This window comes from Campylobacter avium LMG 24591, from assembly GCF_002238335.1.
In the GTDB taxonomy this organism is placed as follows: domain Bacteria; phylum Campylobacterota; class Campylobacteria; order Campylobacterales; family Campylobacteraceae; genus Campylobacter_D; species Campylobacter_D avium.
The window spans coordinates 123,633-145,537 of the sequence record NZ_CP022347.1 but is presented as its reverse complement, the minus strand read 5'-3'; the positions used below and the strand labels follow the sequence as shown (position 1 = coordinate 145,537).

At 36.1% G+C, this 21,905-nt stretch carries 19 protein-coding genes; 12 read left to right on the top strand and 7 right to left on the bottom strand.

Annotated features, from left to right (window positions below; all coding sequences use genetic code 11):
* Positions 1-49 precede the first annotated feature (49 nt).
* From CAV_RS00745 to flgE, 3 genes are all read left to right on the top strand, one after another.
* Positions 50-1,237 carry a glycosyltransferase gene (locus tag CAV_RS00745; RefSeq protein ID WP_094752786.1) on the top strand — a complete coding sequence of 396 codons (1,188 nt, stop codon included), beginning with the start codon at positions 50-52 and terminating at the stop codon, positions 1,235-1,237.
* A gap of 39 nt (positions 1,238-1,276) precedes the next feature.
* Positions 1,277-1,861 carry a D-sedoheptulose 7-phosphate isomerase gene (gene gmhA2 / locus CAV_RS00740; RefSeq protein WP_094752785.1) on the top strand — a complete coding sequence of 195 codons (585 nt, stop codon included), beginning with the start codon at positions 1,277-1,279 and terminating at the stop codon, positions 1,859-1,861.
* Between the two features lie 299 nt (positions 1,862-2,160).
* Entirely contained in the window at positions 2,161-4,761 is a 2,601-nt protein-coding gene (gene flgE / locus CAV_RS00735; RefSeq protein WP_094752784.1) for a flagellar hook protein FlgE, read from the top strand.
* A gap of 683 nt (positions 4,762-5,444) precedes the next feature.
* On the opposite strand, the gene CAV_RS00730 is transcribed toward flgE, so the two are convergent.
* The 7 genes from CAV_RS00730 to bamA form a co-directional block, all read right to left on the bottom strand.
* Entirely contained in the window at positions 5,445-6,425 is a 981-nt protein-coding gene (locus CAV_RS00730) for an argininosuccinate synthase (RefSeq protein WP_094324610.1), read from the bottom strand.
* Positions 6,403-8,214: a DNA primase gene (gene dnaG / locus CAV_RS00725; RefSeq protein WP_094752783.1), complete on the bottom strand. Its 1,812-nt coding sequence runs from the start codon at positions 8,212-8,214 to the stop codon at positions 6,403-6,405. The genes CAV_RS00730 and dnaG overlap by 23 nt, the downstream gene beginning before the upstream one ends.
* 2 nt (positions 8,215-8,216) lie before the next feature.
* Positions 8,217-9,134 (bottom strand): tRNA dihydrouridine synthase, encoded by a 918-nt coding sequence (locus tag CAV_RS00720; protein ID WP_094752782.1) that lies wholly within the window; start codon positions 9,132-9,134, stop codon positions 8,217-8,219.
* Positions 9,131-10,114 (bottom strand): hypothetical protein, encoded by a 984-nt coding sequence (locus CAV_RS00715; RefSeq protein WP_094752781.1) that lies wholly within the window; start codon positions 10,112-10,114, stop codon positions 9,131-9,133. The genes CAV_RS00720 and CAV_RS00715 overlap by 4 nt, the downstream gene beginning before the upstream one ends.
* Before the next feature lie 9 nt (positions 10,115-10,123).
* Positions 10,124-10,573, bottom strand: coding sequence for a 23S rRNA (pseudouridine(1915)-N(3))-methyltransferase RlmH (locus CAV_RS00710; protein ID WP_094324605.1), 450 nt, complete (start codon positions 10,571-10,573; stop codon positions 10,124-10,126).
* A gap of 8 nt (positions 10,574-10,581) precedes the next feature.
* Complete coding sequence (gene accD / locus CAV_RS00705; protein ID WP_094324604.1) at positions 10,582-11,418, bottom strand: acetyl-CoA carboxylase, carboxyltransferase subunit beta; 837 nt, start codon at positions 11,416-11,418, stop codon at positions 10,582-10,584.
* A gap of 61 nt (positions 11,419-11,479) precedes the next feature.
* Complete coding sequence (gene bamA, locus CAV_RS00700) at positions 11,480-13,705, bottom strand: outer membrane protein assembly factor BamA (protein ID WP_094324603.1); 2,226 nt, start codon at positions 13,703-13,705, stop codon at positions 11,480-11,482.
* 78 nt (positions 13,706-13,783) lie between these two features.
* Here bamA and CAV_RS00695 point away from each other — a divergent pair, with 78 nt between their 5' ends.
* From CAV_RS00695 to rimP, 9 genes are all read left to right on the top strand, one after another.
* A complete protein-coding gene (locus CAV_RS00695; protein WP_094324601.1) occupies positions 13,784-14,611 on the top strand; it encodes a prephenate dehydrogenase in 828 nt (275 codons plus the stop codon).
* Between the two features lie 63 nt (positions 14,612-14,674).
* Positions 14,675-16,042, top strand: a complete 1,368-nt coding sequence (gene pgp6 / locus CAV_RS00690; protein ID WP_245807415.1) for a peptidoglycan metallopeptidase Pgp6 — start codon at positions 14,675-14,677, stop codon at positions 16,040-16,042.
* A 10-nt stretch (positions 16,043-16,052) separates the two neighbouring features.
* Positions 16,053-16,937, top strand: a complete 885-nt coding sequence (lpxC, locus tag CAV_RS00685) for a UDP-3-O-acyl-N-acetylglucosamine deacetylase (protein WP_094324599.1) — start codon at positions 16,053-16,055, stop codon at positions 16,935-16,937.
* A gap of 41 nt (positions 16,938-16,978) precedes the next feature.
* Complete coding sequence (locus tag CAV_RS00680; protein WP_094325508.1) at positions 16,979-17,380, top strand: glycoprotease; 402 nt, start codon at positions 16,979-16,981, stop codon at positions 17,378-17,380.
* An 8-nt stretch (positions 17,381-17,388) separates the two neighbouring features.
* Positions 17,389-18,276, top strand: a complete 888-nt coding sequence (gene thrB / locus CAV_RS00675) for a homoserine kinase (protein WP_094324598.1) — start codon at positions 17,389-17,391, stop codon at positions 18,274-18,276.
* 40 nt (positions 18,277-18,316) lie between these two features.
* A complete protein-coding gene (locus CAV_RS09275; RefSeq protein ID WP_349815996.1) occupies positions 18,317-18,550 on the top strand; it encodes a hypothetical protein in 234 nt (77 codons plus the stop codon).
* Positions 18,519-21,047, top strand: coding sequence for a translation initiation factor IF-2 (infB, locus tag CAV_RS00665; protein WP_094324595.1), 2,529 nt, complete (start codon positions 18,519-18,521; stop codon positions 21,045-21,047). The genes CAV_RS09275 and infB overlap by 32 nt, the downstream gene beginning before the upstream one ends.
* Complete coding sequence (gene rbfA / locus CAV_RS00660; protein ID WP_094324594.1) at positions 21,044-21,400, top strand: 30S ribosome-binding factor RbfA; 357 nt, start codon at positions 21,044-21,046, stop codon at positions 21,398-21,400. Before infB ends, rbfA begins: the two co-directional genes overlap by 4 nt.
* On the top strand, positions 21,390-21,812 hold the full coding sequence (gene rimP / locus CAV_RS00655; protein WP_094324593.1) for a ribosome maturation factor RimP: 423 nt from the start codon (positions 21,390-21,392) through the stop codon (positions 21,810-21,812). The genes rbfA and rimP overlap by 11 nt, the downstream gene beginning before the upstream one ends.
* Positions 21,813-21,905: the final 93 nt, after the last annotated feature.

The following is a 21,905-nucleotide window of genomic DNA, read 5'->3' as shown; positions in this document are numbered from 1 at the left end:
TAATGAAAGTTTTTATTATTTTATTATATTATTTTTTAAAGGAGAAATTATGATTATTTGCTTTGTGGTTGATGTTTATAAAGATAGAAGCAACGGCACCTCAATGAGTGCTTTTAGAAGTGCTAAAATGCTCAGACAAAAAGGACATGAAGTAAGAATAGTAGCTGTTAAAGATAAGGAAAAACTAGAGTATGAAGAGGGTGAATTTGGCGAGAAATTGTATCTTTGCAAGGAAAATTACATACCCTTAGTTACTGAAATTTCACACAAACAACATATGCGTTTTGCAAAACCTGATATTAATCTCATGAAAAAGGCTTTTCAAGGTTGTGATATAGTGCATTTTTTTCTGCCCTTTGCACTTGAAATAGAGGGCATAAAGCTTTGCAAAGAGCTTAAAATTCCCTACACCACAGCCTTTCACCTGCAACCTCAACACATCAGCTATAATATGAATTTTAATTTTGACTTTTTCAACGACTATTTATACAGACGCTTTTACAGGCATTTTTATGCTTACGCTCACCACATACACTGCCCTTCAAAGCTTATGCAAGATGAGTTAAAACGCATAGGATATAAGGCTAAAACTTATGTTATTAGTAACGGTTTTGAACTAAGCGTGCAAAACTCACAAGCAAAAAAAGAGGAAAATGGCTTTTTTAACATAGTTTCTGTGGGCAGATTTTCAAAAGAAAAAAGACAAGATGTGCTTATCAAAGCCCTTGCTACAAATAAATACTCAAAGCAAATCAAACTCCACCTACACGGCCTAGGACCAAGACAGGACTATCTTAAAAATCTATGTTCCAAGCTTTTAGCAAACGAGTGTGAATTTGGCTTTTTAGAAAATTCTCTGCTTATGCAAAAGCTTGTATCTATGGACCTTTATGTGCATGCAGCTGAGGTAGAAAGCGAGGCTATATCGTGCTTAGAGGCCATTTCTTTAGGGCTTGTGCCTGTGATTGCTGATTCTAAAATTTCAGCTACTAATCAATTTGCCCTTGACGAACGAAGCCTGTTTAAAACAAATGACATCAAAGACTTGAATAAGAAAATAAAGTATTGGATAGAAAATCAAGATGAGCTTAAAAAAATGCAAACAGCGTACAAAAATTCGGTTGCAAAATACGAGCTATCTTTGTGCGTGGATAAGCTTTTGCAAATGTTTGATGAGGCTAGAAAAGATTTTAAAGATGATGAGAGCTTGTTTGCGAAAGTTAATAAGCTAGATTAATATTTTTTGTGTTAGAATTTAGCATTTAAGGAGGCTATTATGCAAGATTTTATAAAAACTCACATACAAACAAGTATAGATACTAAAACAAGTATTTTAAAAGATGAAAATTTACTAAAACAAATTCAAGAGGTGGCAAGCTTAGTCATAAATGCCTACAAAAATGGCAAAAAGACCCTTTTAGCAGGAAACGGCGGCTCAGCAGCTGACGCACAGCATATAGCGGCTGAATTTGTGTCAAGATTTTATTTTGACAGAGAGGGACTTCCATCAATAGCCCTAACAACAGACACTAGCATACTAACAGCCATAGGCAATGATTACGGCTACGAAAGGCTTTTTGCTAGGCAAATTCAGGCGCAAGCAAACAGCGGTGACATCTTTTTTGGACTTTCAACAAGTGGCAATAGCAAAAACATAGTAGAAGCCCTTAAAATGTGCAAAGAAAAAGGTGTCATAAGCGTGGGGCTAACAGGCTCAAATCAAGGTGCTATGGATGAACTTTGCGATGTCTGCATAAAAGTACCCTCAAAGATAACTCCCTTTATACAAGAATCTCACATCATGATAGGACATATCATCTGTGCAATCGTTGAGGAAGAGCTTTTTAAAAAGAAAAACTAATGCAAGCTATAATTTTAGCCGGAGGTTTTGACAAAAGTGAAAAAGCCATTTTAGCTCTCTTACAAGGCTTTTGCCAAGGACATGAGAGCTTAACCTAAAGTACTTTCGCATTCAACATAAATTTATTACTAAAAGCAAAATCAGCTTAAAACACCAAAGCACTATCACCTTTCACAGCAGCACCCCTTGCACGAAAGAACAAAAAATTCACAAATTTTTAAAATTTTGTAATTATTTTTACAAAATTTGGAACGGCTTTTGCTTTAGTTTGACAAGCAAAATTTTATAAAGGATTCACTATGATGAGATCGCTTTGGTCTGGTGTATCAGGTCTTAGAGTTCACCAGATAGGTATGGATGTGGAAGGTAACAACATCGCAAATGTTAATACCTACGGATTTAAATACTCTCGTGTAAATTACAACACTATGTTTTCTCAAACTATGGCAATAGCCACAACCCCATCAGGAACGCTTGGCGGACAAAATGCTATGCAAATTGGTCTTGGAGTTAGTGCAAATTCAACCATGCGTGTTCACTCTCAAGGCTCTATACAAACAACAAGCCGCTCTTATGATGTGGCAATTGATGGAAACGGATATTTTCTAGTATCAAATGACGGCGGTAACAACAAATACCTTACAAGAGATGGTTCATTTAATGTTGATGCGGCTGGAAATTTCGTTACAACAAATGGATATGTAGTTCAAGGCTGGAACAGAGACCCGGTTACCGGTAGGATAGACACTACCCAACCAGCTACAAATTTAAAATGGGACCCTGCTATGACAATCCCTGCTAATCCTAGCTCAGAAATTTGGCTAAACGCTAGCTTAAATAGTGGCGGAACTATTACCGAAAGCACCGCAAGGCCTATTTATAGCCTTGATTCTGTTCATGGCTTTAACACAAGAACAGGTATTGGCTCTGATGAAAACGATGCAGGAAACACACAGTTTTATACCACCTCATCAAACGCCACAGCCATAGCAGAAAAAGGCGTTGATATGGGTTCTGTTTTCACAGGAAGTGGAGACAATGTAGAATCTATAAATTTAAGAGATGGACAAGGCTTTTGGGTAAGCTTTGCTGATGCGACTTATTCAACAGGTGATACCTTTGGTGGTCAAGCTCCTGCTGTATTTGATCAAAATTTGCAACAAACTCAAGCTGGAGCGATTTACTGGGGACAGGTAGAGGGAAATCCTGTTACACTTGATATAACCATAAATGGTGTAAATATAAGAAATGACCAAATCACAAGCTTGCAACAAGCAGTTGAGTATATCAACACCTACACAAGTCCTACTGATACTAGAGCTGGAACAGGCGTTAGAGCGGTAGCAAAATCTGATGGCTCTGGGATAGACTTTATAAACACAAATGGCGAGGGTCAAACTGATAATATGAAAAATATCAGCCTAACAGTAAATCCAGCCAACTCAGCAGGTGAAAGGCATAGGATAACATGGGATGCTGCGGCTAATGGTTTTAACGCAGTTACTATAACATCACCAAATGCACAAGGCGGAACAAACAATTCAAACTGGATAGCAGGTAATGATAATGTAACCGGAAGAACTGTTCAAGTAATCACAGCCCACAAATACACTTATAGCTCAAATGCTCCTGCCATAGAGGATATGTATAATCCAGACTCAGGCATAGCTTGGAGTGGTCAGACAGTTGGTGCTGGACCTCAACTACAAGATCCAGCTGAAGAAGCTTATAGACTTGCTACAACTACCGGATCCTTGCTAAATAATCAAGCTAGAGTCTTTAGAACAACTGAGGATCTAAGAGAGCTTTTACAAAGAGACGCAAGATATGGCGTGGATTATGATGGAATTCCTGGCTTTAACGGCGTAGCTACTGGTCAAACAGGTGCTGATATAAATGAAAATGTAATAATAACTGTAAATGAAACTGGAAATTTCGTTATCTCAAACCCAGATGAGGCAAGCACTTTACCAACTGATCAAAACGCGGGTGCTATCAACAATGTAGCAGCTAAAAACCTTAATATACAAGTTACTAGCTTTAGAGATGATACAAATTTAATCAGCTCAAATGACAAGCTAGCAAATATCTTTCAAGGCTGGGAAGGCACACTAAACACAGGCACACAAAATAAGTCCTCATCTGATGTATACCTCTCATCTTTTGGAACATCTTTGCAAATTTTTGACTCACTAGGAACTCAGCATAATATCTATGTAGAGTGGACTAAGCACGCAACTACCATAGACGGTGGTAATGAATGGCAAATGATGATAAGAGTTGATGAACCAGCTACCATAAACACAACAGGAGCAGGACCAAATAATATCATCATAGGCTCTGTTCGCTTTGGAAACGACGGCTCTTTGATTTCATACGATCCTAGAAGTATAAATTTCAGCGGTAACAACGGCTCAGCACCAAATCAACAAGTAACTCTAAATTTAGGTGCAACAGGAGGCTTTAACGGGCTTGTGAGCAACAACCAAACCTCTGGAATTTCACAGCAACAAACAGACGGTTACAAGCCAGGAACCCTAAGACAAGGTATGGAAAATACTAGGATAGACCAACAAGGAAGAATTATAGGCTCTTTTGATAATGGAGTAAATCTGTATCTAGGACAAATAGCCTTGGGTAATGTTACAAACGACGCTGGACTTGAAGAAATAGGCTCAAATATGTATAGAATAAGCTCAAACAGCGGAACTCTAACCATAGGCACATCAGGAACAGGTGGTCGCGGAAACATGGCTACATCTTCGCTTGAAATGTCAAATGCAGACCTAAGCCTTTCTCTAACTAATCTTATAGTTATACAAAGAGGCTATCAAGCAAGCTCAAAGACCATAACCACAAGCGACCAGCTTTTAAACACGCTTATAAACTTAAAGCAATAAATTTAAGCCTTGCCCTTGTGGGCTTGGCTTTGTTTTAAATTTAGCTTTTTTGGGGCTTAGGTTTTAAATTTAAACTTTTTGGAGTTTAAATTTAAGGCTTTGCTTTTGCTCTGCCTTGCGTTTTATCTTACCTTACAAGTCTATTAAATAAATAAGATAAATTTGTATGTAAGATAGACTTGAAACCTTCAATCTATTGCTAACTCGCTCTTTTTAGAGTGAGTTGCAATTGTGTTTTTTTAGCTCTTGCATCCATTGATGCTCCTTTAATTAACCCTAACTTATCGGGTGCAAGGGCTAAAAATGCTTTTATGCTTATTTAAAAAATCATTTAACAATTCTAAAAAATATAAAATTCAAAAAATTTAAAAGCGAAAATGAAAGTTAAAAAGTGAATTCAAAAGGGATTGGGTCCTTGTATTTTTCCTATGGTTACTAAAAAGGAGCATCAAAATGATAACGATACAAGGACTAGAGGTATTCTAGCGAAATAAAGTAATCTCTGCAAAAATATAAAAAACAATTCTTATTTACTTTTATTAATAAAATATTAATACAATTTTCACAGCTTAACGCGATTAGCCCTTGCTTTTACTCCTTTTTTAAAATTTAATTTATACAGGGGCTAATTTCTCCTTATTTTTGTTTTCATTAAGCCTTTTTTTAAAGGCTTTTTTCAGATTTCAAACAAAATACTGCTGAATGCTTTGCTTATCCTCAAAGGCTAAGGCTTTAAACCTCTGTCCCTTAAACTCAAGTTCGTAATGCTTATCTTTTTGTGCTTTTGTATAAGTTAGTGCTATCTTTAGCGCAAGCTCTAAATCCTCTTTGCTAGCGTCTTTGCTAAGTAAGGAATAAGCTCCAACTAAGTCAAAAAGCTTGATTTCCTCGAAATTCTCATTTTTAAAACCTTGTAAAAGCTTGTTTTCAAGCTCATTGCGTCCTATTATCATCTTTGCCTTAAAAGGAAGTCTTAAATGCCGCCCGTATTTTAAAAGATCGCTATCGCTTACTTGCATGCTGTCGCTAAATTCCTTAAAATCCTTTATCTTTTTTGCAAAACTCTCAAGCGTTAGCAAACAGCCGCCACCCGGGCTTTCAAAGTCTTCAAGATTAAAAAGCTTGGCAAGTTCAAGTTGTCTTTTTCTTGATCTTCCGCTTATGCCCTCAAGCTTCTCTCTATCGACCCACCCAAGTCTTTCCGGCTTTGTAGGCTGTAAATTCTTAGCACACATAGGACGAAGGATTAAATCCTCCTCATCGCTTGCCAAGCTCTTAACCTTGGCCATGGCATCAGCTCTTTGGCTCATCGGTCTTTGCCCTAAAACCTCGCCTGTTATGATAAATGAGGCCTTTTCGCTCTCAAGCATAGATAAGGCTGTTTTAAACATAAAAGCGTGGCAGTCTATGCAGGGGTTATAATGCTTTCCATATCCAAATTTAGGGTTAAAAAGCACCTTTTGTAAATACTCATTCCTCACATCTATCATCTCAAAAGAAGCGCCAACCAAGGCCGCTCGTTTTGCCATAATATCCTTTTTATCAGACCTTGAGCCAAAACCTATGTTGATATTTAAAGCCTTAACCTCTATGCCCTGAGAAGTTATGAGCTTCATCGCTAGCATAGAGTCAAGTCCTCCGCTAAAAAGTGCTAATGCTTTCATCCTCATCCTTTAAAAATATCTTTTCATCGTAATTTTCTTGCTTAAGCTCTTTCATAAAATACTCCAAAGTCTTACAAAAACTATCCTCATCCAAGTTCTCATCATTCATAAATTTAAGGGCTTTGTGTAAAAAGCTAAAAAAGGCTTTTTGTGTTTTAAGGCTTTTTTTGATTTTGCTTAGCCTTTGATTGAGCATATTTATGGCTTGTTTTTTTTGAAAATCTTTAACCGTGCTTTGCTTTTGGCGATTTAAAAAAGCACAGTTAAGATTGCATAAAGCTTGTAAGAACTCGCTGCCGTCTTTTAAGCCGTCTAAATTTCTCATCTGAACTTCTCTAATGGCTGAATTTTCATAACCCGAACCGCTTAAAAGCTCTTTTATAGTATCTTTCATAATAAAAAAATTCTCATTGCTCACTTCTTTAAAAATGCTTTTATAATGCTCGTTGTTGTATAAAAATTGACAAATTTCAGCCTCTGCTAAGTCAAATTTTTTCTCAAAAACTTGCTTTGTTGGCTGGGAATTGCTTTGTTTTTTAGACATTTTGCTAAGCTTTATAAGCTCTAAAGGCTCATTTAAAAGCTTTGCAAGCAAGGGTTCGTAGTGTCTAGCTATCATAGGTTCTAACTCGAAGGTAAATTTTTTAACCTCCTCAAGTGCTTTTTGCTTTTGCAAGATATTGTTTAAATCAAATTTAGCTAGCAAAATTCTTATATAAAACTCCACAAAATCAAGCCCCCCATCAAGTGCTGCGTATAGTTCTTGCATTTGATTATTAAAGACAAGTTCGGCCACATCTTTACCACCCTTAAGCATGCAAGCCTTGCCCTCTATCTTGTGCAAAGATAAAAGATAAGAGGATTTAAAAGCCGCGTTAATGCCTGCCTTATCGCTATCAAGACACAAAATCACCTTGGCTTCTAGCTTTTTGATAAGCTTTATATGCTCTGTAGTGAGCGCGGTGCCTAAAATGGCTACAGCGTTTTTAAAGCCTGCTTTATGAAGCGCGATAACATCGATATAGCCTTCGCAGATGATTATCTCCTTTTTTTTGATAATCTCATCTTTTGCCAAATTTAGCGCGTAAAAAATTCTAGCCTTATCAAAGAGGGAATTTTGGCTTGAATTTAAATACTTAGCCCTGTTAGAATCATCAATAATCCTGCCCCCAAAGCCTACTAACAAACCTTTCATATCATAGATTGGAAAAGTTATGCGTTTGCTAAAGGCTGCGTAATAGCTTTTATTATCGTCCCTTAGCTTTAAAGCTCCTACTAAAAAGGCGTCTTTTGAATTTACTCCTGCTTTTTTAAGCACCTCTAGGCTTTGCTCTGAGCTTGGTGCATAACCTAACTCAAATTTTCTTATATCCTCATCATTCAAACCTCTTTCGTAAAGGTAGGAAATAGCCTCCTTATGCTTTGCTAAAGAGCTTTTGTAAAAGGAATTTAAAAGAGGTAGAATTTCTCTTGAAGCCTTAAAAGAATCTTTTTTGTCGCTATATCTAAGTGAGAAATTGCTAAGCTGTGCCACCTTTTCAACCGCAGCACTAAAGTCTAATCTTTCGTAATCTTGCACAAATTTAAACACGTCCCCGCCACTTTGACAAGCAAAGCAGTGATAAAAGCCTTTTATGGAATTTACGCTCATTGAAGGGTTTTTATCATCGTGAAAGGGGCAGACGCAAACATAGTTAGAACCGCTTTTTTTTAGCTCGACATAGTGCGATATGATATCTACTATATCAACCCTTTGTTTGAGCTCCTCTATGCTTGATTTTTCTATCATTATTAAAAAAATTCCTCTATAAGAGTGGTAATTTCTTTATAATCCTTGCTTTGATTTATACTTGTTCTAAAGGCTGAGGCGTTTAGCTCGTTCTTAGAATACTCATGCAAGTGCTTTTTAAAAACAAAAAGTGCGTGAGTGTCGTAATGTTTTATGAGTTCATCAAAATGATACAAGATAAGCTCTTTTTTCATTTGCTTGCTTATGGGCTTTTTATGCTTTATCTCGTAAAAAATCCAAGGCTTTCCAATGCTTGCTCTGCCTATCATCAAAGCGTCTGCTTTGGTATACTCAAAGACATAGGCCGCGTTATTTTCGTCTATATCACCATTTGCAACAAGCGGAATTTTAAGCGCCTCTTTTGCCTTTTTTATGCAGCTATAATCTGCGTTTCCGCTATACATTTGCTTTGCCGTTCTTGCATGAATGCTGATGAAATCAGCCCCGCTTTCCTCGCAAGCCTTAGCTATCTCACAAACATTTTCTACATCAAAGCCAAGTCTTATTTTAACGCTAGTTAGCGGCTTTTTGCTATAAGTTTTTATAAGAGAAACACAAGCTTTTAGCTTGTCTAAATCTCTTAGCAAAGACGAGCCTGAGTGCTGTTTTATCACCTTTTTAACGGGACAACCGCAGTTAAAGTCTATGCCGTCTATAAAATCAAGCTCATTTAAAAGCAATACAGCCTTTTTTAAAACCTCCTCATCAGAGCCCGCAATCTGCACGATGTAAGGTCTTTCAAGCTCATCTTTTTCAAGCATTTTTAGGGTTTTTTTGTTCTCAAAAACAAGGGCGTTTGAACTTATCATCTCACTAACAGTAACATCAACGCCGTATTTTTTAACAATCTTTCTAAAAACAGGGTCTGAAAAACCTGCCATAGGTGCCAAAAATAAAGGCTTTTGTGCAAATTCTATCATTGAATTAGCTTATGAGTATCTATCTTTATGGAATTTTCTCTGGCTAATAAAACAAGCCTAAAGTCATTAAATTCTTTACTATCTTTAATGGCAAGTCTTAGCTCATCAAACAAAGCAAAATCGGCTAATAAAAAGTAGTACGCCCTTTTTGCCTCGCTGTTTAAATCACTAATATTTTTAAACAAAGCTATGAGTTGCTCTGGTGCGAAGCTTTTAACACAAGATTTTGCCACGCATAAATACTCACTTTCATCAAAAACAAAGCTTTTTAATGAATTCTCAAGATAAAGTATGTCAATTTGCAAGCTAGAATCTTGAATTCTTTTAAGCAACTTCATAAAATCCTCTTTGCTTTGTGCTATCTTTAAGGATTTAATATGCTCTAAACTTCCATTTTTAAGTACTTGTTCAAGGGCTATTTTATCAAGCTCATCTTCTAATTCTTTTTTGTATTTTATCCTGCCGTATGCGTAAGTTTCATCACTTAAAATGTGGTTTTTTTCATTTAAGATATAAATGGCATTATCTATGTCTAGTTTAAATTTTTTAAGATTTACGATTTTATCTTGCTTTAAATCAAGTATCAAATCAACTACTTCGTTGTAGTGGTTTAAATTTGGAATTTTTTCTAGCTTTTTCATAGCCAGACACAACTCACCAGCTCTTTTGAATTCGCTTGTTTTAAATGGAGATTTTGGATTTTTCTCAAGCAAAACATCGCTTATGAAAAATTCAAACTTAGCAGCATCGTTAAAGAAATTTTTGTATTTGATATATCTTAAAAAGCCATAAAATGACATATGCAACAGTGCAAGAATAAATATAATAAGGCTTGGCAGTAAAATCCAAACTGTCACAGACAGGGTATAAGAAAAACCAAAAAGCTCTACGGTGTAAGGGTTTGGATTTATATGAAAAACAAAGGCACCTAAGATAACAAAGTATAAAATTCCCAAAAATAAAAATAATTTAATCCTCATAACAATCCTTTACTTGTGATATGGGTGCTTTTTGATAATACAAAAGGCACGGTAAATCTGCTCTAGCAAAAGCACTTTTGCAATGCTATGTGCTAATGTAAGCTTGCTTAAAGACAGCGCAAAATCGCAACTTTTTATAAAATTCTCACTAAAACCATAAGCCCCGGCTATGAAAAAACTTACTTCGTTTTTGCTTTCTAAGAGCTTAGCAAATTCAAAGCTATCTAGCTCTTTTGCTTTTTCATCTAAAGCTATACAAAAGCCTTTTTTAAGCGGCTTAAAGCATTCTTCATAGCTTTTTTTAGCCTCTTGCTTTGATGTTTTTTGTGCTTTGGCTATCTTGTCATTAAAAAAAACTGTATCCTTAATCTTGCTGTGTATGCTAATTAGCTTTAAATATCTTTGTTCTTGTTCCTTAAAATCGCTACTTTTTTGGATACAGTTTATATAAATTTGCAAACAAAATCCTAAGTTAAAAGCTTTAGAAAATCACTTATGTACTGCTTTTGAGCACTTCTTTCAACTATGGAATCAATTAAGCCATGTTCTAGCAAAAATTCAGCTGTTTGAAAGCCCTCTGGCAGGTCAGCTCCTATGGTTTGCTTAATAACCCTAGCCCCTGCAAAACCTATTAACGCACCCGGTTCAGCCACGATAATATCACCTAAAAAGGCAAAAGAGGCTGACACGCCGCCTAAGGTAGGGTGGGTTAAAACACTGATATATGGTAGCTTATCCTCAGCTAAAAGCTTTAAGGCTGCACTAGTTTTACTCATTTGCATTAAAGAAAAGGTGCTTTCTTGCATTCTGGCTCCGCCTGAGGCTGAAACTATGACAAGAGGCGTCTTAGCTGACCTTGCTCTTTGCACGGCGCGAACTATCTTTTCTCCTTCAACAGAAGCCAAAGAACCGCCCATAAAAGAAAAATCAAAAACCACAAGTTGGGTTTTTATGCCATTTATAAGACACTCGCCGCTTATAGCAGAACTCTTTGAACCTGTGCTCTCTAATGCATCGCTAAGTCTTTTTTTGTAAGATTTGCTGTCTACAAATTTAAGCGGGTCAACTGCTTGTAAATCCTCATCATGCTCTACAAAACTTCCCTCATCACTTAGCATAGCTATACGCTCTTTTGGGGAAATTTTCATGTGAAAGCCGCACTTAGTACATACATTTAAATTTGCTTGTATGTCCTTATCATACATTAAGGCAAAGCAATTTTCGCATTTTATCCAGTGATTTGGAGCGTCCGTTGGGCTTGATTGTTTTCGTCTTATACCTGAAAAAATATCTAAAAAATTCATATCCTCAACCTAAAAAATAAATGAACTATTTTACTGAAATTTAAAAAATCTTAGCTTAAAGCTAAAATCTAGTTCCAACAGTAAATTCAAACGTGCTCGTATCATCGCCTTCTTGTGGGTTTAGAGGCTTAGCAAACACAAGTTGCAAAGGACCAAAAGGAGTAATCCACTCTATAGATAAACCTGTGCTATATCTGTGCTTACTCTTATGCACATCTAAAACCTCTCTACCTATAGCACCGTAATCAAAAAACAAAGCCCCTCTTAGCTTAATCCTATCTATAAGTGGAAAGGAAAGTTCGGCTGAATTTGTAAATGCTATGGTTCCGCCCTCTTCAAAACCATATCTGTTTTTAGGACTAACGGTTCTGCTTTCAAAACCTCTTATCGAGCCTATACCACCTAGGAAAAATTTTTGATTTATAGGTAAATTTCCCATATCCCAAGTTTTGTAAAAATTTGCCTTGTATCTGTAAATAAGGTCAAGTCCTATAAAATCTTGCAAGCCTTGATAAAAGCTAAAGGAAGTACTTGAGGTAACAAAACGTTGTGTTCCGCCAACACCAGCTACTTCTAGGCTGGTTGAAGCTATGATACCCTTGCGTGGCAGATAGTAATCATCTGTGTTGTTAAAGGATACATACGGAGTTATAGAGCTTTTAATGCTCTTTCCAACCTCATAACCCGTTAAAATAAGCTCTGGGCTTAGATGATAAATATCACTATGCTCTAGATTATAAGTAAGACCTGCTGAAAAATATCTAGCAAAGCGTCTGCCAACTGTTATATCAAAACCGTAGTTTCTATCGCTGTAATTATCCCAAGTGTATTCATTAGCGTAAAGACTGCCGCTTAAGCTATACTCACTATCTCTAATGCGAGGATTTGTAAGGCCTATACGACCTGTAAGATACTCATAGCTTCTATCAACGCTTACTATGCTTTTCATACCTGAACCAAAGATATTGCTATCAGAATAAGAAGCATTAAGCAAAACCCCATCAGATGAACTGTATCCAACGCCGCCGCTAATTGAACCTGTGCTTGCTTCTGTAACCTCGACTACCAAATCAATTTGCGATGAATTTACCCTCTCTTCTCTTATATTTACATCATCAAAATATGAGGTTCTTCTTAGGGCATTTCTTGATTCTGTCAAGTCGTCTTTATGATATAAATTTCCCTCTGTTATATAAAGCTCGCGTCTTACTACCCTGTCTATGGTTCTATTATTGCCCTTGATTGTGACATTTCTAATATAAACCTTATCATTTGGAATTACTCTAAAGATAATATCGGCTTCTTGAGTGAGTTCGTTTTTTTGTATATCCGGAAAAATTTGTGCAAAGGCATAGCCTAAATTTCCAACATCTGTTTGTATGGTATTCATATCATTTCTTATGTTGTCTATATTAGCTATATCGCCTACGCTAGAGCTAAGCTCTTCTGCTTTTTCGCGGTTTTGCTCGGGAGTGTAAAGTGGATTTTCTATACTTATACTTGAAATTTTATAAATTTGACCCTCTTTTATGAAATACGACAAATCAGCCTTGTAGGTGTTTGAATTTACCCTAAGTGCCGGGGGCGATACTTGCACATCCAAATAACCGCGTTTCATGTACTCATCAGCCACCCTTGCGCTATCATTTGGTAGTTCAAAGATATTAAGTTTTCCGTCGTTTCTGCCCCACATCCAACCCATAAATTCGCGTTTTTTATTACTTAAACTTGGTTCAAAATCAGAATACGAAAGCTTGGTGGTGCCTGATAAAAACACATTTTCTATGATGATATTTTCCCCGCGATTTACTATGTAATTTACTTGCAAACCGCTAGAATTGCTTAGCTTCTCGCTACTAAATTCAACCACAGTGTCAAAATATCCCCTAGCCTCATAATAAAGCTTTATTCTATTAGCGGCTTCTTTTAAGACATATTCATCATACAAAGCACCCTTTTTTATACCCAAAATAGTATCTATTTGCTTCCTATCGTTTGATGAAACGCCTGTTATATCGATACGCGCTATACTTGGCTTTTGCGTAAGGTGAAAGATGATATCTCCTAAATTTTCCTCAACAACTATATCGCTGAAGTAATTTTGCTCGTAAAGCTTAAATATTGCATTATTAATCTTTTCTTCATTTATTTCCTCACCTATTTTTAATCCACTAATAGCCAAGGCACTTTCACTTGAAAGCTGAGTAAGTCCTACAAATGTCACGCTCCTTATACTTGCTGCAAAGCACAAAGAGGATAAAAAACACACAATTATTATCTTTTTCATATTTTTCCAAAAAATTTTATTGCAAAATCTGTATAATAACCGAGATTTTTTAACTCAAGGTTATGTAAAGGCAAATAAATGAAAATCGCTATCATAGGACTTGGACTAATAGGCGGCTCTTTGGGGCTGTGTCTTAAGGAAAATAAATTAGTAAGCACCGTATATGGATACGACCTTAATAAAGAGCATGAAAAACAAGCTCTAGAACTTGGCCTAATACACGAGCTAATATCCTTTAAAGAGCTTAGCAAATGCGATGTGATTTTTATAGCAATCCCCGTAAATGCGATAATTACCGTTTTACAAAAGCTAGAAAAAATTCCAAAAAACACTACAATAATCGAACTTGGAAGCACAAAAGAACAAATCATAAAAAGCATTCCTAAAAATTTAAAATCACAGCTTATTTTAGCTCACCCTATGTGTGGCACTGAAAATAGTGGTCCAAAAGCGGCCTTTAAAGAATTATACAAAGACGGTGTTTGCGTGATTTGCGACAGCCAAAGGGCTCTTGTATCGCACAGACAAAGGGCTATTGAAATTTTATCTCACATTGGCATGAGGATAGTTTTTATGAATAGCAAAGCTCACGACCACCACACAGCCATCATTTCGCACCTACCACACGCCATAAGCTTTGCTTTGGCAAATTTCGTCATGAAAGAGGAGAATAAAAAAAATATAGTTCATCTAGCAGGAGGCTCTTTTAGAGGCATGAGTCGTATAGCAAAATCCTCGCCTGATATGTGGACTAGCATTTTTGAGCAAAATAAAGAAAATTTATTAAACAGCATAGAACTTTTCGAACAAGAACTAAGCTACTGCAAGCAAATGATAGAAAAAAACGACCTAAAAGCCTTAGGAAAGTGGATGAAAAAGGCAAATTCGCTAAGAGATATTTTGTAAACAAAACTTAATATTTACTAAATTTTAGATAAAATTTGGCCGTTTAATTTTAAGGAAGACATGATGGCTAGAAAGAAAAAAAGTGGCAAAATAATAGGAATTTTAGTATTTGTTTTAATAGCTCTAGCTCTTTATATGTCAAAAGAGCTTGAAGTCTTTGAAAAAGAAGCACCGCAAATACTTATAGCTGACACCGTGTATGTAAATTCAAAACAAAATTTAGAACTTTCATTAACAGATTCCTTATCAGGTATAAGCAAGATAAAATTATCAGTTCAAAAGGACGCAAATTCAAGCTTTGAGCTTTTAAGCGAGCAAAAAATCGCTCTGCAAAAAGAATTAAATTTACAAATTTCACTACCCAAAGAAAGCTTTGCAAATAGCAAGCAAATTTTACTTAGGATAGAGGCTAAGGATAATTCTTTATGGAATTTCTTTAGAGGAAATGAGACTGTAAAGGATGTTTTAGTCATAAATGATAACAAAAGACCTTTGATAAACATCATATCTCATTCGCCGTCGATAGAACAAGGCGGTGCGGCACTTGTGATTTTTAGAGCTAGAGATGAGAATTTAGACGAAGTGTATATAGAGGATAATGAAGGCAATAAATTCATAAGCAAGCAGTATCTAAAAGATGGATATTATGGTGCTTTAATAGCTTGGGATTCTAGAAAAAGCGACTTTGTAGCCTATGTTGTAGCTAAAGATAAGGCACAAAACATAAGCAAAGAAAGGGTAAGGTTTGCATACAGAACTAGACAGTATAAAACCTCCAACATAGAACTTAGCGATAGATTTTTAGACGGCAAAATTCAAACACTTACAAATCAATACGCTGAAAACAACGACTTTACAAGGACAGAGAAATTTAAATTTATCAACGAAGAATTAAGAAATGGGAATGAAAAACTAATCCATGACATAACAACAAAAATTCCTGAAGAAACTTTACAAAATTTTAGAATTTCACCATTTTTGCCACTTAAAAACTCAGCCAAGGTAGCTGATTTTTCAGACCATAGATTTTACACTTACAAAGGCGAGGCAGTCTCAAATTCGCACCACCTAGGACTTGACTTAGCAAGTGTGGCACAAGCTCCTATAGTAAGCTCTAATGACGGGGTAGTTGTTTTTGCGGATGAGAATGGAATTTATGGCTTAAATGTAATTATTTATCACGGCTTTGGACTTTATAGCTTGTACGGTCACTGCACAAGTTCTTTTGTTGCAAAGGATGATAAGGTTTTAAAGGGCGATAGTATCGCTACAACCGGAGTTAGCGGGCTTGCTTTGGGAGACCATTTGCACTTTGGAATTTTGGTTCAAGGCGTTGAGACAAGGCCTGAGCAGTGGCAGGATAGAAATTGGCTACAAATACACATACATCAGGTCTTAGATAATGCCAAAACACATATATTGGGCAGATAAGGAATAAAAAATGAAACAATTAAGCATAGCAAAACCTGTTAGAGGCGTTGGCATAGGTTTGCATAAGGGCGAGCCTATAGAAATTTTATTAGAGCCACTAGAAGCAAATAGCGGGATAGTATTTTTTAGAAGCGATTTAAATTTAAGCTACAAGGCACAAGCAAATAATGTCATTGACACAAAAATGGCTACTGTGATTGGAGATGATAAGGGCTTTGTATCTACGATAGAACACTTAATGAGTGCTATAAATGCTTACGGTATAGATAATATACGCATAGTTTTAAATGCAAACGAAGCTCCTATAATGGACGGAAGCAGTATAAGCTTTTGCATGATGCTTGATGAAGCCGGCATAAAGGAACTTGACGCGCCAAAGCAAATCATGGTCATTAAAAAGGCTGTGGAAGTAAGGGATGGCGACAGGTTTGTAAGATTGCTTCCAACTAAAATACCTAGGATAAATTACACCATAAAATTTGATAATCCTATCATAGGGGAGCAAAATTATAATTTTGAATTTAGTAAGAAAAATTATATAGAGCAAATAGCCAGGGCTAGAACCTTTGGTTTTTTAAAGGACGCAAACGCTTTAAGAGCCATGAATTTAGGGCTTGGTGCTAGCTTAGAAAATGCCATAATTTTAGATGATAACAAAATTTTAAACCCAGAAGGCTTGCGTTTTAAGGATGAGTTCGTAAGGCATAAAATTTTAGACGCTATAGGAGATCTAACCTTGCTAGGATACAGAGTTTTTGGGGATTATATATCTTATGCTGGAAGCCACCACTTAAATCACCTGCTTACAAAAGAAGTCTTAAAAGATAGCAGTGCTTATGAAATAGTAAGTGTAGAAAAAGGATATGAAGAAGCTTATGAAGGAGTTTTCGCATAAAAGAAATTACCTTGCTATTAAACGGCATTTCCAAGCCACTGATGATAGGGCTTTATGATAATGATGTCTTACTTAAGCAAATAAAAAACGAGGACAAGCTTAGCGAGGCCTTGCCTGTAATGCTTGATGAGATATTAAAGCAGTATAAATTATCTAGGCTTGTGTATGCTAATGGGCCAGGTTCTTATATGGGCATAAAGATAAGCTATTTAAGCCTTAAAACCTTAAGCATAGTTTTTGATATACCGCTTTTTGCCATAAGTGCCTTTGAGCTAAATGAAAACGCTCCGATTAAAGCAAACAAGGACTTGTCTTTTGTTATGGAAAATGGTAAAATTTCGCTTCAAAAGCTTCCTTGCGGTGAATTTTTCTTGCCTGCTGATTTAAAGGCTTTAAATCTTAAGGAAGACAATCTACCTTTTTATTTTTTAGATGCTGTTTAGGAACAATGATGACGATTTTAACTCCTGCTACAAGTGCAAATTTAGGGCCTGGCTTTGACTGTTTGGGACTTAGCCTTGAATTTTTTAACAAAAGCACCATAAAAAGAAGTAAGATTACAAGCATAAGTATAAGCGGCGAAGGTGCGAAAAATATCTTTATCAAAAAAAACAATCTTTTTGTTAAAATTTTTTACGAATACTACGAGAAATTAAACGGCAAAAAGGACAATTTTAGCTTCAAATTTGAAAACAGTATCCCTATGTCAAGGGGGCTTGGCAGCTCATCAGCTGTAATTGTCTCAGCTATTGCTAGTGCGTATCATATAAGCAACTATTCTATAGATAGAACAAGCATACTAAATGAGGCTTTAAAATATGAAGCCCATCCTGATAACATCGCACCTGCAACGCTTGGAGGCTTTGTTTGCTCCATAGTAGAGGATAAAAAAGTTTTTAGCATAAAAAAAGAGATAGACAAAGATTTACAAGCTGTGGTTGTGATACCCTCGCTAACGATTAACACAGAAAAAAACAGAAGCACATTAGCTAAAAGAGTGAGCCTAGAGGACGCTACTTTTAACCTAGCTCACTCATCCTTTTTAACCGCTTGTTTTTTAGAAAAAAAATACGATTTGCTAAAACTTGCAAGCAAGGATATGCTACATCAAACAAGGAGAATGAAAAATTATGAAATTCTTTTTGAGGTGCAAAAAACCGCACTTGAAAATAAAGCTATCCTAAGCACCCTATCAGGCTCTGGCTCGACCTTTTTTAACATAGCGTATAAAGATGAGGCTAAGTATTTATACAACAAGCTTAAAGACAAATTTAAACATTTTGAAGTTAAAATATTAGAATTTGACAACAAGGGCTTTGAAATTTTGCAAAATAAATAGGGAAAAAGATATAATTTTGAAAAACAGTTACCCGATTAGAATGTGTATAATTTGCAAAACTCGTTTTAAACAAGAAAATTTATTTAGATTTTGGCTAAAAAATAAAAAGCCTGTATTAAATTTAAAGTATGGGAGAAGCTCTTATATTTGTTCTAACTGTTTAAATGAGGATAAAAAAAACACAAAAAAAGCATTTCTTAAATATGGATTAATCCAAGAAGAATTGAAGGAGATTTTTTTAGATGGCGAAAGTAAGAATTCACGAAATTGCTAAAGAAAGCGGTTTTGAAAGCAAGGAAATTTTAGCCAAGGCACTTGAGCTAGGTATAAATGTCAAAACGGCCTCATCCTCGGTTGATGAAGATGTTGCAGCGGCTATATATGAATATTTGCAGACAAATATAATACCGCAAGGCTTTGCTAAAAAAGAGGAAAAGAAAGAAGTAGAGAAAAAACAAAGCAAGCAAAAGGTAGAAAACAAAGCCAAAAAAGAAGAAAAGCAAGTACAAGAAGAACCTAAAAAAGAACAAGAAGTAGAACAAGTCCAAGCACCACAACAAGCGACGCAAACTGTCAGCAACACCTTAAGACGCGGCCTTGTGATAGTAAAAAAGAAAAAAGATACCGTGGTGAAAAACGAAGAGGTTGTTTCAAACAAAACAACAAAAAACATAGATTTAAAAGATATGTTTTCAAACGCCCAAGATGACAGCTTTAAAAAGGTTAAAAAGAAAGACAAAAAGCCAAATACTCCCCAAAGCAAAAAAGAAAATGCACAAAAAATGGACTTGCTGTCCAATCAAAATTTCGCAGAAATCAGCCTAGAGGATGAAGATGTAGTTGTGCTGCCTGAATTTAGCACAAAAACAGAGCAAGCGCCTCAAGTTCTAACCCAAAAACAACCAAGCCTACTAAGACAGTCTTTTAGTAAATTCACAGAAACATCCATACAAAGAAGAGCCAGAAAAAAACCACCTAAAAAGCCTGAAAAAAAGGAAAATGCCGAGATTAAAAGCGTAGAAATTCCAAAAGAAATTCGCGTTTATGAATTTGCAGATAAGCTCAATAAAAATGTAAGCGAAATCATATCAAAACTATTTATGCTTGGCATGATGACTACTAAAAATGATTTTTTAGATGAGGATGCCATTGAAATTTTAGCCTCAGAATTTGGAATAGAGGTAAATATCATAGACGAAGCAGATGAGTTTGATTATCTTAAAAATTACGACGCAAAAGAGGATAATGAAGAGGATTTAAGCCCTAGAGCACCTGTTATAACTATAATGGGACATGTTGATCATGGAAAAACCTCTTTACTTGATTATATAAGAAATTCACGCGTTGTAAATGCTGAGGCAGGAGGCATAACTCAGCATGTTGGCGCTTATATGGTGGAAAAAAACAAAAGAAAGATAACCTTCATAGACACCCCAGGCCATGAGGCTTTTACGGCTATGAGGGCAAGGGGTGCTGGTATCACTGATATTGTTATCATAGTGGTTGCAGCAGATGATGGAGTAAAACCTCAAACAAAAGAAGCCATTAATCACGCAAAGGCTGCAAATGTACCTATCATCATAGCTATAAACAAGATAGACAAAGAAGGTGCTAATGTAGATATGGTAAAAACCCAACTATCAGAGCTTGATATAGTGCCAACAGAATGGGGCGGCTCTTATGAATTTGTGCAAGTATCTGCTAAAAAGGGCACCGGGGTTGATGATTTGCTAGAACTTGTTTTGCTGCAAGCTGATATATTAGAACTTAAGGCAAATTCTAAGGCTAAAGCTAAGGCTAGCATCATAGAAAGCTCTTTACAAAAGGGCAGAGGCCCGGTAGCCACAGTAATAGTGCAAAATGGAACCTTAAAGATTGGAAACACCGTTGTAGCAGGCGTTGCGTATGGTAAAGTAAGAGCCTTAAACGATGATAGAGGCAATGCCTTAAAAGAAATTAAACCCGGAGAATGTGGCGTTATAGTAGGCCTTAGCGAGATAGCTCAAGCAGGAGAAACCCTAATAGCCGTTCAAAGCGACAAGGAAGCTAGAGAATACGCCGCTAAAAGATATGAGTATAACCGCCAAAAAGAGCTTAGTAAATCAACTAAGGTAAGCATTGATGAACTTAGCACAAAGATAAAAGAGGGGAATTTAAAATCCCTGCCTGTGATATTAAAAGCTGATGTGCAGGGCTCTTTAGAGGCCATTAAAAGTAGTTTAGAAAAGCTTGTAAATGATGAAATAAAAGTAAATATCATACACAGCGGTATAGGCGGAATTTCACAAAGTGATATAGAGCTTGCAAGTGCTAGCGAAAATTCCGTGGTCTTAGGCTTTAATGTGCGTCCAACAGGGGAGATAAAGGAAAAGGCCAAAGATAAGGGCATTGAGATAAAAACTTACAATGTTATTTATAATTTAATAGACGATGTAAAGGCACTTTTAAGCGGCATGATGAGCCCTATTATAAGCGAAGAGCAGCTAGGTCAAGCAGAGATTAGACAAGTGATTTCCGTGCCAAAAATAGGACTTATAGCCGGTTGCATGGTAAGCGAGGGCGTTATAAACAGAGGCGCTAAGATAAGGCTTATCAGAGATGGGGTTGTGCTTTTTGAAGGAAGCGTTAGTTCTTTAAAGAGATTTAAAGATGATGTGAAAGAGGTCGCAAAGGGCTTTGAATGCGGCGTTGGTATTGAGGGCTGCACTGATATGAAGGTAGGAGATTACATAGAAAGCTACAAAGAAATTTCGCAAATGGCTAGTATATGAAAGACATCAAAACCTTAAGAACCCAAAGCCTTTTAAAAGAGCTTATACCCAATGCTTTGGCTTCTTTAGATGATGAGAATTTAAAAAATCTTTGCGTTGTGGATGTAGAGTGCAAAAAGGGCAGATACGATGCCTTTGTCTTTCTTGATAAAATGCATTTTAATGAGGCTGAGCAAGAGCAAATTTTAAACAAATTAAAAAAGGCTTCAAAACTCGTGCAAAACTACTGCATGACAGAGCAAGGCTGGTTTAAAGCACCAAATTTGCACTTTAAATTTGATGATAGATTAGAGTATCAAAATCGCATGGATGAACTTTTTGAAAAGATAAGGAAAGAAAGAGATGGATATTAAGGCACTGTGCGAGGAAGCTGGACTAGAATTTTACGATGATGAGCTAGTAAGCGAAAATGGCAGGAAAATTTACAGAGTATATATCATGAAAGACGGTGGGGTTAGCTTGCAAGACTGCGCAAATTTCAGCGAACTTTTATCACCCATACTTGATGTTGAACCACCAACTGACGGAGAATACAGCCTAGAAGTCTCATCTGTTGGGCTTGAAAGAACGCTTAAAAAGATAGAGCATTTTCAAAAAAGCATAGGCGAGCTTGTAAAAATCAGCACAAAAGCAAAGGAAAGCATAGAGGCTAAGCTTTTGGCTGTGGATGGCGATTTGATAAGCCTTGAGACGCAAGAGGGTGTTTTAAAGCTAGAATTTAGCGAGATAAAAAAAGCAAGAACCTTTATCCTTTGGGATAAATAATTATTTAAAATTAAGCACTCATCATAATCTACAAAGATAAATTTCCAACTTGATTTTTTTTGTTTTATAATTTTTAAACTTTTATCAAAGGAG